Genomic DNA, 15,867 nt, shown 5'->3' on the forward strand with positions numbered 1-15,867 from the left:
TCCACCACTTCCAGGCGGTTCAGGGCGTCGAAGCTGTAGCTGGTGGAGGTGGTGCTACTACCGGCGGAGACGTCCAGCTGGTTCCGGTTGCCAGCGGCGTCGTAGCCGTAGGTCAGCACCGAGCCGTTGGGCTGGATCTCTTCAACCAGGCGGTTCAGGGCATCGTAGCGATAACGGGTGGTGCCTTCCGGGTTGGTGGCGGTCAGGCGGTTGCCGATGGCGTCGTAAGTATAGCGCTCCGTGGTGCCGTCGCCGTAGGTTACCCGGGTCAACCGCTGGCTGAGGTCGTAGCTGTAGCTGGTGGTCTGACCATTGAAGTCGGTATGGCTCAGGCGGTTACCCGCCGCATCGTAGCTGAAGCTCTCGGTCTGCCCCATCGGCAGGGTCCGGCTCAACACCCGGCCCTGGCTGTCGTAGGTCCAGCGGGTAGTGCGGCCTTCGGCGTCCGTCTGGGTCAGTTTGTTGCCGGCTTCGTCGTAGCTGTAAGTGGTAACACCGTCGAGTACATCGGTCACTTTGGTCAGGCGGCCGGGGGCATCGTATTCGTACTCGGTGGTACGGCCGTTCTGGTCGGTGCGGGACGTGCGGCGGCCCAGGCCATCGAAGGTTTCCGTTACCGTGGTGCCGTCGTGGAAGCGGGTCTGGGTCCGCTGGTCGAGGGCATTGTAGGTGTACTCGGTGGTATGACTGTTGGCGTCGGTCTCGCGGATCAGGTTGCCGTCGGCGTCATAGGCATAGCTGTGGCGATTGCCCAGGGCATCCACCACGGCGGTGCGGCGGCCTGCGGCATCGTACTCGTAGGTGGTGGTATTGCCGTTAGCGTCAGTTTCACCGGTGACACGGCCCGCTGCATCGTAAGTGGTCGCGGTGTGGCTGCCGTCCGGGTAATCGGTGCGGACTACCCGGTTCAACGCATCGTAGGTGTAGCGGGTGGTCCGGCCCAGCCGGTCGGTTTCGGTGAGCAGGTTGCCTTCACCGTCGTAGGTCTTGTACTCGACCGTACCGTCCGGGTGGTAGGTTTCCGTCAACCGGCCATAGGCGTCGTAGCGGTATTCGGTACGCTGCCCCAGGGCGTCGATACTGGCCACCTGGTTGCCAGCCACATCGTATTCCGTGGCGTTGGTACTGCCATCCGGATAGCGGGTTTCGACAACGCGGTTATTGGCGTCGTATACATACTCGGTGGTTTCCTCCACCGCACTGCCGTTCGCCGTACGGGACCGGGTCTCGGTCAGTACGTTGCCGTTGGCATCGTAGGTGTAGTGGGTGGTCTCGCCGAGAGGATTGGTCTCGGTGAGCTTGTTGCCGTCCCCGTCGTAGGAGTAGGTGGTGGCGTTGCCTGCCACATCCACGGTCTTGGACACCTGCCCCTCGGCGTTGATGTTGTTGCCCGCCACGTTGCCGTCCGGATCGGTCACGGTCAGCAGGTTGCCCACGCTGTCGTAGCTGTTCTGGTAAAGGTTGCCACGGGCATCGGCAATGGTCAGTTCCTGGCCACGGGCGTTGTAGGTAAACGCTACCGTGTTACCCAGGGCGTCGGTCTGGGTGAGCTGGTTGTTTCGCTCGTCGAAGCTGGCGGTGGTGACGTTGCCCAATGGGTCCATCTGACCTAGCTGGTTGCCGCGCTCGTCGTAGCTGTAGCTCCAGCTATGGCCGGCCGCGTCCACCTTGGTGGTGACGTTGCCCCGATCGTCGTAGTAATACAGCGTGGTGTTGCCGTTGCGGTCGGTGACCACAGACTGGCGGCCTTCAATGTCGTGATTGAAGTCCGTGCGGTTACCGTCGTTGTCTTCCTGGGCAACCAGGCGGCCACTCTCGTCATAGATATTGCGGACCAGGGTGCGGCCGAGTGGGTCGATGATGTCCAGCAAGCCGTGGTTTCGGTTGTAGGTATATTCAGTGGCGTTGCCCTGGGCATCAGCACTGCTGATCAGGTTGTTGTCAGCATTGTACAGATAGGTCAGCTGGTCGCCGTTGGGCGTGGTAATGGCCTTGATGCGGCCATTGCTGTCACGCTGGAAGGTCACCGCCTTGCCACTGGAGTGGAAGATGCCGTCGTTGGTATACCTCAGGGTATGGCCGTTGGGGTCCACTACCTTCTCGATGCCGAAATCCTGGTTGAGGGTATAGGCATACCCAGCCTGAGTGGTGAGCAAGTAGCGGGTCGGGTCCACCGGGCCGGAGAAGGTGCCGGTTTCCAGCAGGGTGCCGCCTTCGTAACGTGCCGAGCTGTCGTCCAGCGCCTTCAGGGTGGACTGGGTATCGCCCACGGGCTGGAAGTCCAGGGTGACGTCCTTGATGACCTGATAGGTATTGCAGCTTGGTGAGGCACCCACTTCGAAGCGCTCCACATCGCCGGTCGGCAAGGTGACGGTGACCACCGGCGCGCCCAGGGGTTCGATACAGAAATCGGTGATCAGGTTCAGCGGCCCGCGCTTGTACTGGTTAACGGTCCAGTAACTGCCCAGCGTACGGGACTCTTCCACCTTGGCATCCTGATAGCCGATGCTCCAGCCCTGCCCGAAGTCCAACGCTTCGAAACGCTGACGGCTGTCGTAGGTACGGCTCACCCGGATCGGGATACCCGCCACCGGAATCGACAGGTCTTCCAGGGTGATGCTGAAGTTGCCGACCTTGAGATCGCCTTCCACCTGCAAAGACATCATGTCCGAGCCGGACAGACCGTTGACGTCTACGGCCAGGATCGCCAGGTCGTACTGGCCGTTCATCAGCAGGCTGGGATCAAGGGTAGCCACCCGAGCAGAGATCTGGCTGGTAGAGCCTTCCGCGATGGTCTGCCAATTGCTCTTGCCCGCCGGGCTGATCAGCACTTCATAGATGGCGAGGTTGTCGTCCTGAATGGTGGCGATGATGTCCGTCGGCGCGGTAACGATGGAGCCGTCCTCCGGCCCTTCCAGGGTCACGACCGGTGCCACGGTATCGCTGTCATCACGGATAGTGACGTAGGCCACCTCGGTCACCGTGGTCTCGGCATCGGACACCGTAGCAGTGATGGTATGGCGCCCGGTGCCGCTGGCCGTCCAGGTGGCGCGGCCATAGGGATTCAGTGTCAGGGGCTGGCCGTCAACATCCGCGGTTTGGCTGATTTCACCACGGCCGCCGTCCGTGAAGATATCGATGGTCACCGTGTTACCGGCGTCCACGCTGTCCGGCGTGACCAGCAGGGTGGCCGACAGCGGTAAGGGCTCTTCCTGGACCCGGATGCTGGTGTTCTGAAGCGTGCGGCCCTTACCGTCATCGGCGAAGTAGGACACGTCGTGAATACCGATCTGGTCCAGGGTCGGCGTCCAGGTGACCAGCCCGGAGGCGTCCACCTGCATACCGTCCGGCTGGACCATGGTGCCGTAGGTCAGCTCGTCACCGTCAGCGTCTGTCGCTACAAGCTGGTATTGATAGATTTCACCTGCCACGGCCTGCGTGTTCGGCCGGCTGGTGATGTCCGGGTAACTGTTATCACTGGCTTCAACCGCATCCAGGGTGAAGCTCTGGGTGGCGTAGGCCTTGCCGTCGGAGACCCGGATGCGCACGGCATGGGCGGCCACCTGGTCGCTTGTCGGCGTCCAGCGAACCTGGCCGGTCGAGTTGAGCGTCATACCTGACGGCGCTGCTTCCAGTGTGTAGGTCAGCGCATCGCCGTCGGCATCCCGGGCGATCACGTCATACTGGTACTCTTCACCCACAAAGGCCGGGGATGTGGGGATACTGCTGATCTCCGGAGCCTCGTTGGATTCCGCAGGCGCGTTGACTGCGATACCGAAGCTCTGGGTCGATGCTGCGCCACGGGCGTCAGTAACCCGGATGACCACATCGTGGACGCTACCAGCCTGGGTGCCCGCTGGCGTCCAGTTCACCTGGGAGCCGGACAGAGTCATGCCATTGGGGGCCTGGTCGAGGCTGAAGGTAAAGGTATCGCCGTCGCTGTCGGTGGCGGCGATTGAATAGCCGTAAGCTGAGCCCGCCAGTGCCTGGGTTTCCGGCGTGCTGGTGAACTGTGGCGGATGGTTGGCGCTCTCGTTGACCGGCAGCGTGAGTTTCTGTCGTGCTTCGCCACCACGGCCGTTACTGACGAGGATTTCAACAATGGCGGTGTCGCCGATCCATTCCGACCCTGGCAGCCAGGTGAACAGGCCGTCGGCGGTCATCGTCATGCCGGATTCTGACGCGACAAGAGAATAGGACAGCGTGTCCCCATCCGGGTCATTGGCGGTGACCTGATAATCGAACCGCTGGCCGGCATAGACGGCGCCATCGGGAGTACTGGTGATGGTGGGCGGTTGGTTATCGGCGTTGGGGTCCTGTACCTCGATCAGGAAGTACTGCTTGCTCGAGGCACCCCGTGTATCCAGCGCGGTTACTTCTGCAGAGAACACGCCGGACTGGTCCAAAGATGGCGTCCAGCTGATCTGGCCGCTGACACCGTCGATGGTCATGCCAGGCTGGGAGCGGCTGAGCAGGTAGACAACCTCGTCGCCATCCGGGTCCGTGGCTACAGCGTCATAGCTGTAGGTCTGCCCCGCCTGAACGGTTTCCGGGGCCTGCGATTCGAACACCGGCGGCAGATTATCCGGCGGTGTCACGGTCACGACGTGGGTCTGCTCTGCTACCGCTCCTGACAGGTCCGTGGCCTGGACATTGACGGTGTAAACGCCCTCTGGGAGCCCCTCGGCTACCACCTTGCCGGTACGCTCGTTCAGCTCGAAACCATCCGGTGCATCCACCAGTTCGAAGCGGTGGGCATCCCCTTTATCCGGGTCGGTGACCTCAAATTCAAAGCCGTAAATCTCACCGGCAACACCAGTACTGGACGCTGCGCTGGCAAATGCCGGCGCGTCGTTCGAGTCCACCATGGATACGGCAAACTTCTGGGTATCAAACAGCCCCGCTTCATCGTAGACACGGGCATCGACCACGGCGGCAATGGCTTCATTGTTGTCCACCGCGCATTCCACCACATTATCCGGCAATACGACTTTGGCTTTTAGCGCCTGAACGAGGATTTCATCGTCAACCGCCAGGCTGGCGACGACTTGCTCCCCGGGTTCAAGCCCGCCAATGGATACCTGCCCCAAAGCGGTTTCTCCGGTCCAGGAATGATCATGTACAAAGCTGACAGTCAGTGGCCCTTCCACCGGCGCCAGGCCCCGATTCAGCACCTTGACGGAAACTGTGCTTGTTGCCTGGTCGTATTCGATACCGCTGACGGTGATATCCGGTAACGACAAGGCATCCCTGTCCGGGAACGTGTTCAGACGGAAAGTATTGTGGGTCAGCCAACTTGCGGCCGGGTGCGCCGGTACCGTCAGGTCATCGTTGATGTTGTTGATGCTGTAAGCGTGCTGGTTCCAGATAGAGCGGGTTGGGGCCCAGGAATCGCTCTCGTCCTCAAAAACCCGAACTCCCGCGTAGCTTCCTCTACTGTAACTATTAGATATGACCACAATTTCGGCGTGGCCGTCATTGTCTACATCGGCGACAACGGGGAGTTCGTAAGTCGTTCCACTGGTATTCTCAATTTCGTAGATTACCTGCCCTGTGGGACCGTCATAAATTCGGAGGTAGTACTCATCCGCGTAGACGACCTCTGCACGCCCGTCCCCATTAAAGTCGAATACCGATGACCCTGTTTTATGAGATGAATTATCACGGGTCGGAGATTGCCAAACGATGTTTCCGTCCGCGTTGAAAACAACATATCGGTTGGCACCGGCAACACCAATTTCAGGGATCCCATCGCCGGTCAGATCTGCAATGGTCGGGGGACCGCCTCGCCCTCCTCCCGGAATGGTCTTGTTGTTCCAGATTATCGAACCGTCGTGACTCAGGAGGCTTACATACCCGCTGTGTACCGCAGCTATCTCTGCCAATCCATCAGCGTCCATGTCACCAACGGCTGAGAAACCATCCCCATGGTTAAATAACAGTTTCCCGTCGTGACTGTATGCTCCTCTGCCTGCTATGACCTCCTGGAAACCGTCGCCATCGAGATCTGCCGCAAAAGAAAGGGGCCCGGCACCATTGTCTCCAGATGGGCCAGATACTCTCCAGCGAACCTGCCCCAGATTGTCGAAGACGGTGTTCCCTACAATAATCTCCGGAATACCATCCCCATCGAGATCAGCAATGCTCGGCCCACCCCAATTGACATTGATCCGGCTGCTCGACTGCCACTTAACACTTCCGTCATGAGCGAAAGCGATGATCCCGCCGCCATGACGACCAGTGATGATTTCAACGTTCCCGTCACCATCTATGTCTGCAGCTGCCGGCGAACTGACAGGCAAAATAGATGCTGACGCTGAGGTCCAAATAGGCTCACCGTTTTTTGCCCATACGGCCCTCAAATACCCCGGATTTTTGTAACGAGAGCTATAGAAAGTCTGAAAAATTATTGCAATGTCATCTTTTTCATTAACACGACCATCACCATTTGTGTCATTTAAAGGAACGGCAATGGGCGCATGCATAACTTGATTGTAGTGGGATGCAGGCTGCCCTGACGCATTCCAGCGCCATTTCTCAACTGGATTCAGTGAACCGAGGTCTGATTGTGGTTCCCCGATACACATTTCGTTCCGATCAGTCCGGTTATCCACCCAATTGGAGGCACCGCTCCAGGAGATCAAGCCCGTATCCTGAGCAACACTCATCCCATCCGGCGCAAGCTCTAACCCATAGGACAGAATATCCCCTTCGTTCGGGTCAATAGCCTCGAGATCGTAGTCGTACCCCGAATCCTCAACACCGGCCAGTACAGCGGGGCTGACGATTTCCGGCGGAAGGTTTTCATGGATAACCAGGGTAAACGTCTGCTCACTCGTCGCGCCGCGCAGGTCGGTAACCAGAACAACCACCTCATACTCGCCCGGCTCAATACCACCCGGCGCCGAGGTAAAGCGCCCCGTCCGCTCATCCAGATAGAGGCCTTCCGGTCCGGAGACGATTTCGAAGGTATGGGCATCGCCCACATCGGTATCGGAGACCTCAACCTGGTACTCAAAGGACTGGCCGCCCTGCAGTACCGTCTGCGGTTCACTGTCTATAGCGGGCGCTTCATTCACATCCTCAACATTCAGCGTATAGAGCTGGGCATCCGTCAAACCGTCCGGGTCGGCCACGTGGTGGCGCACCAGGGCGGTGCGGGTGGTGTTGTTGTTGATCTGACATTCTTCGATCGCCGCGCTCGGGTTGAGCACGACAGAAATGTCGTCGGTCAGCTCATCGTCGCTAACAAGGATCGTTGGAGTACTGCGGGTGTCACTGGTCAGGTTGGCTACCTGTGCCGAGCCAAGGAACTGGCCATCCTCAGGCTGGCCTGTGTAGAAGGACACATCCAGCGGTACGCGAATGTCTGCGAGACCGAGGTTGGAGAGCTCAACACTCAGTTCATGTACACCGCTGTCACCTTCGGCCAGGGAGACATGACCCAGGCGGACATCCGGATTGCCCAGATGGTCCAGGGCGACGGGCAGGTAAGCCATGACCAGGCTTGTGGTGGCTAGTTTGGTGCTGAACAGGCCACTGGTTGTGTCCCAGGTACCGCCGGCCTGCTGGCTTTCCAGCAGGTATTCGATATTACCCAGAACCACCGGATCGGTCAGCGCAGGATCCTGATAGTCCAGCGCCAGGCCCACCCAGGCCGAGGTTAGCGGATCACTCTGGCTGCCGGAGTGGTAGCGCGACCAGCCACCGTCTTCACGCTGGCGTTCGCGAAGTTGCTGATCGAGCAGGACAATGGCGGCGGAAATTCGAGACCGTAGTTCGTCACCGCTAATGAAGGGTTCAATTTCAGCCAGACCCACAAGGCGGAATACGCGTCGCAAGCTGTCGTTTTCATTCGAGTTCAAACCTGCCAGCAGATGTTCCGCCAATGCCGGCATCAGCATCCGGTAGGTATCAGCGACCTCAAGCTGACCCGTTGACTGGGTTTCCAACTCATCGAGATCATTGATGAAACCCGCTGCAGCCTGACTGACCAAGGCTGTGATTCCAAGGGATTCCCTTAGCCACCCGCTGTTATGGTCTGTGGTCCAGTACGCCCTGTTGCCACTGACCGTGACGCGATTGGCGAAGAAGTCCAATCCGTTCTGGCGAATCTGTAACGTCCGCTCCCGCTCGGGTACCGCGTTAAGCGCCCACAATGCAAACGCCGTCTGGTTTTTTGCGTAATTGGGATGCGACCGGCGAATGGAGCCATCGCTCAACTGACTGGAGAGAATCTCCGTCAGCAGATATTCCGCGGCCTCTTCATCGACATCTGCCTTGGCTTTCGAGGACTGCATTCCGAGCAGGCTTTGCGTCTGAATGTGACAGCCCAGGCAACGATTCCTCTTGTGCCAGGCCACCGACTGCGGAGCTACATAGCTGCTGGCATCGGCGACTGCGGTCTTCACACGGTGGAACAGTGGTGCGATGTAGCTTACACCCGAGGCATCATCGCCCTCTTCATAGACTTTCACGCTACCGCTTGGCACCACATAGCACTGCTGGTTGAAGGTCGGTACCGATTGCGTGAATTCCGCCTGGGGGAGCCAGTGAATCACCCCGGAAGCCGCGTCGATGGTCATCCCTTGCGGACCACGGTCCAGGGTATGTGTCAGTTCATCTTCGTTGGGATCTTCCGCGGCTACGGGATAGCTGTAGTCCGTTTTCTCCGGCGTGGTGACCACCGGTGGGCTGGTAATCACTGGTGGCAGGTTCGGCTGGATGACATTGATGGTGATGGTTGCCGTAGCCTGCAGCTCGCCGTCGGAAACCGCGTAAGTCAGTACTTCCAAACCCTCGAATCTGGGATCCGGGGTATACACCAGTTCCGGTGCTTCCCCGGTGAACTGACCGTGGGTGGGTTCTTCGAGCAGCCGGTATTCCAGGGTCTCGCTGTCGATGTCCTGACCCACTAGGGTAACCGCTACAGAGTCTCCACCCTCGGTTTCGGCAAAGACATCCTGAGCTGTCGGCGCGTCATTTACCGGGGTCACGGTCAGGTTGTAGCTGGCCGGCGCAGAGTCCAGCTCCCCGTCGTTGGCCACATATTCCAGTACGTCCGGCCCGAAGTAATTGGCCTCCGGCATGTACACCGGGCCGTCGCCGGTTTCAATGACAGCGCCGTGAGCGGGAGGCGTTACCACGGTATACGTCAGGGGAGAGTTTTCTATATCACTGCCGGAAAAATGCAGTGGAATGGCCATGTCTTCCGGGCCGGATGCCGAGCCTGGGTTGGCCATCGGGGCATCGTTTACGGGCAGCACCTCAATGCTGACGGTTGCCGTATCGGAGAGTTGTTCGCCGTCGTGTACCCGGAACTTCAGGCTGTCGTTCCCATAAAAATTGGCATCGGGTGTATAGGTAACCCGGGAACCCGACTGGGAGATCTGACCGTGCTGGGGCTGGTCCAGTATTTCGTAGGTCAGCCCGTCATTGTCCGCATCCTGGGCCTGTAATTCGAAGTCGACCGGCGTGTCTTCCGGCGTGGTGATGTGGCTGTCGAGGGATTCCGGGCGATGGTTATAACATCGGGTGTATCGTTCAAAGGTAAAGCTGATGTAGCCCTTGCCGTTGAGGGCATAGTCGTTGATTCGAATGACGGCAAAGCGCACGGTCTCATAGTTAAAGCGTGCGCCCTGACCGTCGACGCCACTCCAAACCGGAACAATAATGTTGTAGTCCAGGAGCGCATCAAGGTTTGAGCGAATAGCTTTGCTGTTCTTGACGCCAGGGCCACCTTCGACCCAGTCACCAACGTTCAGTTGCGTGTCGGAAGCATTGAGCGGATTACGGTAGTTATTACTGGTGCCGGGAGGAACGAGGGCATCGGCGAGGGTATTGGCGTTATTCTTACCTTGCCAGGACAACCAACTGTAGTTGCCGGGGCCCGTGCCTGTCGGAATGTTCTGGAAGGTCTGGCCTGGTGTTGCTGAGACCAGCAACGAACCGGAAACGGCGATGGGATAGAGGGAGCAGAAGTCAGGGCTGATGACTATGTCGCTTGTCTCACGGAAAGACTCTGCATTTACAGCACTGAAAGACGTAACTACCCAGGCGAACGCTAGCCCCAAAACGCGCTTATACATCACAACTTCCTTGTCCCATTATATACACAGTGTGTGCACAACTACCGATTTAAGGGGGCAGTATAGGAAGTGCCTGTCAGCTTTCCCTGAACAGGTTAATGTTTTTTAATTATTTTACGATATTTTACAATCAGGGAGGCCAATCATTGGCCTCCCTCCCTTGATTGCTAAGCAGTTACAGCGGCCGTTTCGTCTACTGCCGAAATGCCCTCCACACACACATACTGCCCAGCATCAAACCGCCGCGTCTGCTGGCGGAACTGCCAGGTGAAGCCCGGCCACAGGGTGGTATTCTTGCCGTTTTCATTCACGTACCAGCTCTTGCAGCCGGTCTGCCAGACCGAGTCGCCGAGCTTGGCGTGAATGGAGTCGTTGTATTGGCTCAGCGCGTCTTCCTTCACTTCCACACTCTTCCAGCCGTGCTTGTCCATTTTCTTTAGGGCGTCCAGCACGTACTGAATCTGGCTTTCGATCATGTAGACCATCGAGCTGTGACCGAGGCCGGTATTGGGGCCCATCAGCGTGAAGAAATTGGGGAAACCCGCGACGGCGGTACCCTTATAGGCCTCGGCACCGTCTTTCCAGGCGTCCAGCAGGTCCTGACCGTTACGGCCATAGACCATGCCAGCGGGAATCGGGTCCTGGGCCTTGAAGCCGGTGCCGTAGACGATGCAATCCACTTCCCGCTCGTGGCCGTGGTTATCGACAATCACGTTGCCGCGCACTTCGCGGATGCCGTCGGTCAGCACGTCCACGTTGTCCTGGGCCAGCGCCGGATAGTAGTTGTTGGAAATCAGTACCCGCTTGCAGCCGAAGTGAAACTCCGGGGTCACTTTCTTGCGCAACGCCTTGTCCTTGATCTGGTTGCGGATGTGGCGGCGGGCCTGCAACTCACCGATCTTGAGGATGCGCGGGTTGCCGACAAAGCCCAGTACCCGGGCCTCCAGCATCCAGTAGATGCTCTGGCGGAAGGCGTTGAGGGTCTGCGGGAACCTGCGGAACATCCGTTTTTCCAGCGGACGGATCTCGCGGTCCGGCTTGGGCACGATCCACGGCGGGGTGCGCTGGTACAGGTCCAGGTGGCCAGCCTCTTTAGCCACTTCCGGCACGAACTGGATGGCCGACGCGCCGGTGCCGATTACCGCCACACGCTTGCCTTTGAAGTCGTAGCTATGGTCCCAGTCCTGGGAGTGGAAGCTCTTCCCGGTGAAGGTTTCGATGCCTTTGACGTTCGGGTACGCCGGGGTGCTCAGGCCTCCCATACCGGAAACGACCACGTCGGCTTTGAAGGAACTGAACGCCGGCAGCTCTTTGTCCTTGCGGTCCAGTTTGTCACCGGGGTTCAGGCCTTTGTCCTGCATGTAGGCCCAGAGTGTTGGGCTGTCGCAGGTTTCGACGGTCCAGCTTTGGGTTTTCTCGTCAAAGCGGGCACCGGCCACGTGGGTGTTCAGTTTGATGTGTTTGGTCAGCTCGTACTTTTCCGCGCAGCGCTTGAGGTAGGCTTTGATTTCTTTCTGCTGGGCGTACATGCGGCTCCAGTCAGGGTTCTGTTCAAACGAGAAGGAGTAGAGCGCGGATTGCACATCACAGGCGCAACCCGGGTAATGGTTCTCATGCCAGGTGCCGCCAATGTCATCGCTCTGTTCCAGGATGACGAAGTTGTCGTAACCCGCTTCCTTGAGTTTGATACCCATGCCCAGCCCGGAAAATCCGGTACCAATAATGGCGATCTGTGCTGACTGATTCATAACACTACTCCGTTGTTCGCTGGCCACCCGGCCTTGCCTGTTGTTGTATGATTCGCCATGAAGATTGGCGGTATACACATGTATACACGCAGATGTAGACAACTGTATACTTTTGAAGCGAAGAGGGTCTCTGTTTGGCCCAAGGAGACAAAGGTCTGTCCCGACTCCCCGAACCAAGTTCGAATGCCCACATAGGCCCAACACCGAAAGTTGAATGTCCATGAATGTATTAACCGGCGGAAAGCTGAAACTCGTACAGGCGGCACTGCGGCTGATCACCGAGAGTCGCAGCCTGACGTCTCTTGGGCTTCGGGAGCTCGCGCGTGAGGCGGGATTGAACCCGAATACCTTTTATCGCCACTTCAAAAACCTGGACGAATTCGGGCTACAGGTTCTGGGGTACATCGCTGAGGACATGAAATCTGGAGTGCGCGAGTTGCGCCGTATGGCGGAAAGCTCCGAGCAGGCCTCCCATGACACCGTTGCCTTCGTGTACCGCTATTTTCAATCCAACCCCGCTGCAACTACCGTCGCCGTCAGGGAACTTCATGGACCCTCACCGTTGCTGCGCAGGGCCCTTGAAGCCCAATTGCACGCCAGTGCCCGTGAAATGGCGGAAGACATCATCGAGCGGCAACTGGTCAGTGCGGTACCGCCGGAGACTATTCACGAAATCTCCCGCATGACCATTCGTTACATTCTGTTCCGGGCCATGGATTACAATGAAAAGCCGGAGCAGCGGGAAGCCATTCAGCAGGAAACCGAGCGGTTTATCAATCGCCAGTTCCGGGGTGCCATGCTGGACAATCTGTCGCAAACCGAGGTTGAAGCGCTTGCTCGGAAGTACGTCTGAACCACGGCATTGTCTTCTGATTTCAGCAACCTTCCGAGCAGATCCGGCAGTTTGAACTAGTATTGGGTTATCCAACCATCTGGTTCATCAGGCAATCCGGAGGTCGCATTCATCATGAAGATCGGTATCCCGAAAGAAATTTTTACGGATGAGCACAGGGTGGCGGCGACGCCGCCATCGGTCCACAAGCTCATCGGCCTCGGTTATGAGGTAATCGTGGAGGCCGGGGCTGGCGAGGCGTCCCATTATTCCGATGACGCTTACGAGAAAGTGGAGGCGGCCATTGCCAAGGACACGGCCTCTTTATGGCAGCAGGCAGACGTTATCCTGAAAGTCCGCGCGCCCATCGACAATCCCACGCTGGGCAAGCACGAAGTGGATCTGATGAAGGACGGCGCGTTCCTGGTCAGTTATATCTGGCCGGCGCAGAACCCCGAGTTGCTGAAAAAACTGGCCGCCAAAAAGATCACCTCGTTTGCCATCGACAGCCTGCCCCGGATTAGCCGTGCCCAGAAGATGGATGCGCTCAGTGCCATGGCCAATATCGCCGGCTATCGATCGGTCATTGAGGCGGCCAATCACTTCGGGCGTTTCTTTACCGGTCAGGTAACGGCCGCTGGTAAGGTGCCGCCCGCGAAGATCATGGTAATCGGGGCCGGGGTGGCCGGGCTTGCGGCCATTGGGGCTGCCAACAGCATGGGTGCCATTGTGCGGGCTTTCGATACCCGGCTCGAGGTAAAGGAGCAGGTCGAGAGCATGGGTGCCGAGTTTCTGGAGCTGGATTTCGACGACGAGGACGGCAGTGGCGGCGGTGGCTACGCCAAGCAGATGAGCGATGAGTTCATCAAGGCGGAAATGGCGCTGTTTGCGGAGCAGGCGAAAGAGGTGGATATCATCATTACCACCGCCCTGATCCCCGGCAAGCCCGCGCCGAAACTGATCACCGCCGACATGGTGAAATCGATGAAGCCCGGCAGTGTGATTGTCGACCTGGCCTCAGAGCGCGGCGGTAACTGCGAGTTGACCGAGCCGGGGAAGGTCGCCCATCACCACGGTGTCACGCTGATTGGCTACACCGACCTTCCAAGCCGCATGGCGAAAGTGTCCAGTGACCTTTATGCCACCAACCTGGTACACCTGCTTACCGAACTGACCCCGGAGAAGAACGGCCAACCCCAGGTGAACATGGAAGACGATGTGATCCGTGGCCTGACCGTTGTCCGGGAAAACGATATCACCTGGCCACCACCGCAACCGGAAGCGCCGGTCAGTCCCAAGCCGGCACCGGGCACTGAGGAACCGTCTGCAGCCGACAAAGAGGCGGCCAGGCAGGACGCAGTGCGCAAGGGCCGGGTTGGCAAGGCCGCGCTGCTGATTGTCACAGCCCTGGCGCTCTATGGCGTTGGTGCCCACGCGCCGGAAAGCTTTCTGCAGCATTTCACGGTGTTCGTGCTGGCCTGTTTTATTGGTTGGCAGGTGATCTGGAATGTATCGCCATCACTGCACACGCCCCTGATGAGCGTGACCAATGCCATTAGCGGCATCATTGTCATTGGTGCCATTCTGCACCTGGCTCAGGCGGAGAACCTGGCCGTGGGCATTATGGCGTTTGTCGCGGTGCTGATAGCCAGCATCAACGTTGGGGGCGGCTTTCGGGTCACCCATCGCATGCTCAAAATGTTCCGCAGGTAGGAGACGCCCGATATGAGTACAGGACTGGTGAGCGTGGCCTACGTGGTCGCAAGTATCTGTTTTATCCTCAGCCTGGGCGGCCTTAGCCACCAGGAATCGGCCCGGCGCGGTAACCTTTACGGCGTCGCGGGCATCATCATTGCGGTGGGGGCCACCCTCGCCAGTGTGGGTGACAGCGGCATCATCACCATCGTGATTGCGGTGCTGCTGGGTGCCGGCATCGGTATCCCCATCGCCAACAAGGTGGAAATGACCCAAATGCCACAACTGGTGGCCCTGCTGCACAGTTTTGTGGGCCTGGCCGCGGTGCTGGTGGGCTTTTCCGGCTACATCGAACCGTTGATTGCAACGGTCGGCGCAGAGCACACCATCAAACTGGTGGAAGTGTTTGTGGGTATCTTTATCGGTGCGGTGACCTTCACCGGGTCCCTGGTGGCCTGCGGCAAGCTGGATGGCCGCATCGACAGCAAGGCCCTGACCCTGCCCGGCCGCCACCTGATGAATCTGTTGGCGATCATCGCCTGCGTAGTGCTGGGGGCCTGGTTCCTGAACACCCACAGCATGGCACTGGGCATCATCGCCCTGGTGCTGATGACGGTTATCGCTGCGGTGCTCGGCATTCACCTGATCATGGCCATCGGCGGTGCCGACATGCCCGTCGTGGTATCCATGCTCAACAGCTACTCCGGGTGGGCCGCAGCGTCCATCGGCTTCATGCTGGGCAACGACCTGCTGATTGTGGTGGGTGCCCTGGTGGGCAGTAGCGGTGCCATCCTCAGCTACATCATGTGCAAGGCCATGAACCGCTCATTCATCAGCGTGATTCTTGGCGGCTTCGGCCAGACTAGTAGTAGTAGCTCTGCCGCAGCGGATTCCGACCAAACGGTGTACGAATCCAGCGCGGATGATGTGTGTGAGGAACTGCGCAACGCCGACTCAGTGATCATTGTGCCCGGTTACGGCATGGCCGTGGCCCAGGCCCAGAATGGTGTCAGCGACATGACGAAACTGCTGCGGGAACGGGGGGTGAACGTGCGTTTTGGTATCCATCCCGTGGCCGGACGCCTGCCTGGCCACATGAATGTGCTGTTGGCCGAAGCCCATGTGCCCTACGACATCGTGCTGGAAATGGACGAAATCAATGATGATTTCCCGACAACGGACGTGGTGCTGGTCATTGGTGCCAACGATACCGTCAACCCGGCTGCCGCCGAAGACCCGGCCAGCCCGATTGCCGGCATGCCAGTACTGGAAGTGTGGAAAGCACGGCAGGTGGTTGTCCTTAAGCGGGGCATGGCCACCGGGTATTCCGGTGTCGAAAACCCGCTGTTCTTCAAGGACAACACCCGCATGCTGTTTGGCGATGCCAAGGACAGCATCGACAAACTGGTCAGCGGGCTAAGAGGCTGACGGCCACTTACTTACTCCGTCGAGTTGTCGTTGTACAACTCGACGGTGCCATCGGCGTCAAAGGTTCTATCCAGAA

5 protein-coding genes are annotated in these 15,867 nt (G+C 58.7%); 3 read left to right on the forward strand and 2 right to left on the reverse strand.

Annotated elements, in window-relative coordinates; all coding sequences use genetic code 11:
• Together WD429_RS08500 and WD429_RS08505 are read right to left on the reverse strand one after the other, a co-directional pair.
• On the reverse strand, positions 1-10,088 hold a 10,088-nt coding region (locus WD429_RS08500; protein ID WP_368421747.1), incomplete at its 3' end, for a putative Ig domain-containing protein.
• A gap of 167 nt (positions 10,089-10,255) precedes the next feature.
• Positions 10,256-11,836: a flavin-containing monooxygenase gene (locus WD429_RS08505; RefSeq protein WP_368421748.1), complete on the reverse strand. Its 1,581-nt coding sequence runs from the start codon at positions 11,834-11,836 to the stop codon at positions 10,256-10,258.
• 220 nt (positions 11,837-12,056) lie between these two features.
• On the opposite strand from WD429_RS08505, the gene WD429_RS08510 reads away from it, so the two are divergent.
• The 3 genes from WD429_RS08510 to pntB all read left to right on the forward strand — a co-directional run bounded on the left by WD429_RS08510 (position 12,057) and on the right by pntB (position 15,791).
• Entirely contained in the window at positions 12,057-12,689 is a 633-nt protein-coding gene (locus tag WD429_RS08510; protein ID WP_368421749.1) for a TetR family transcriptional regulator, read from the forward strand.
• A gap of 114 nt (positions 12,690-12,803) precedes the next feature.
• Positions 12,804-14,381 (forward strand): Re/Si-specific NAD(P)(+) transhydrogenase subunit alpha, encoded by a 1,578-nt coding sequence (locus WD429_RS08515; protein WP_368421750.1) that lies wholly within the window; start codon positions 12,804-12,806, stop codon positions 14,379-14,381.
• A gap of 12 nt (positions 14,382-14,393) precedes the next feature.
• Positions 14,394-15,791 (forward strand): Re/Si-specific NAD(P)(+) transhydrogenase subunit beta, encoded by a 1,398-nt coding sequence (gene pntB, locus WD429_RS08520; protein WP_368421751.1) that lies wholly within the window; start codon positions 14,394-14,396, stop codon positions 15,789-15,791.
• The last annotated feature ends 76 nt before the right edge of the window (positions 15,792-15,867 follow it).

Source organism: Marinobacter sp. (assembly GCF_040904845.1).
Lineage (GTDB): Bacteria > Pseudomonadota > Gammaproteobacteria > Pseudomonadales > Oleiphilaceae > Marinobacter.

Bases quoted from the DNA above. Each gene is read 5' to 3' on its own strand.
- WD429_RS08505 (WP_368421748.1), bottom strand. From the start codon at position 11,836: ATGAATCAGTCAGCACAGATCGCCATTATTGGTACCGGATTTTCCGGG.
- WD429_RS08510 (WP_368421749.1), top strand. From the start codon at position 12,057: ATGAATGTATTAACCGGCGGAAAGCTGAAACTCGTACAGGCGGCACTG.
- WD429_RS08515 (WP_368421750.1), top strand. From the start codon at position 12,804: ATGAAGATCGGTATCCCGAAAGAAATTTTTACGGATGAGCACAGGGTG.
- pntB (WP_368421751.1), top strand. From the start codon at position 14,394: ATGAGTACAGGACTGGTGAGCGTGGCCTACGTGGTCGCAAGTATCTGT.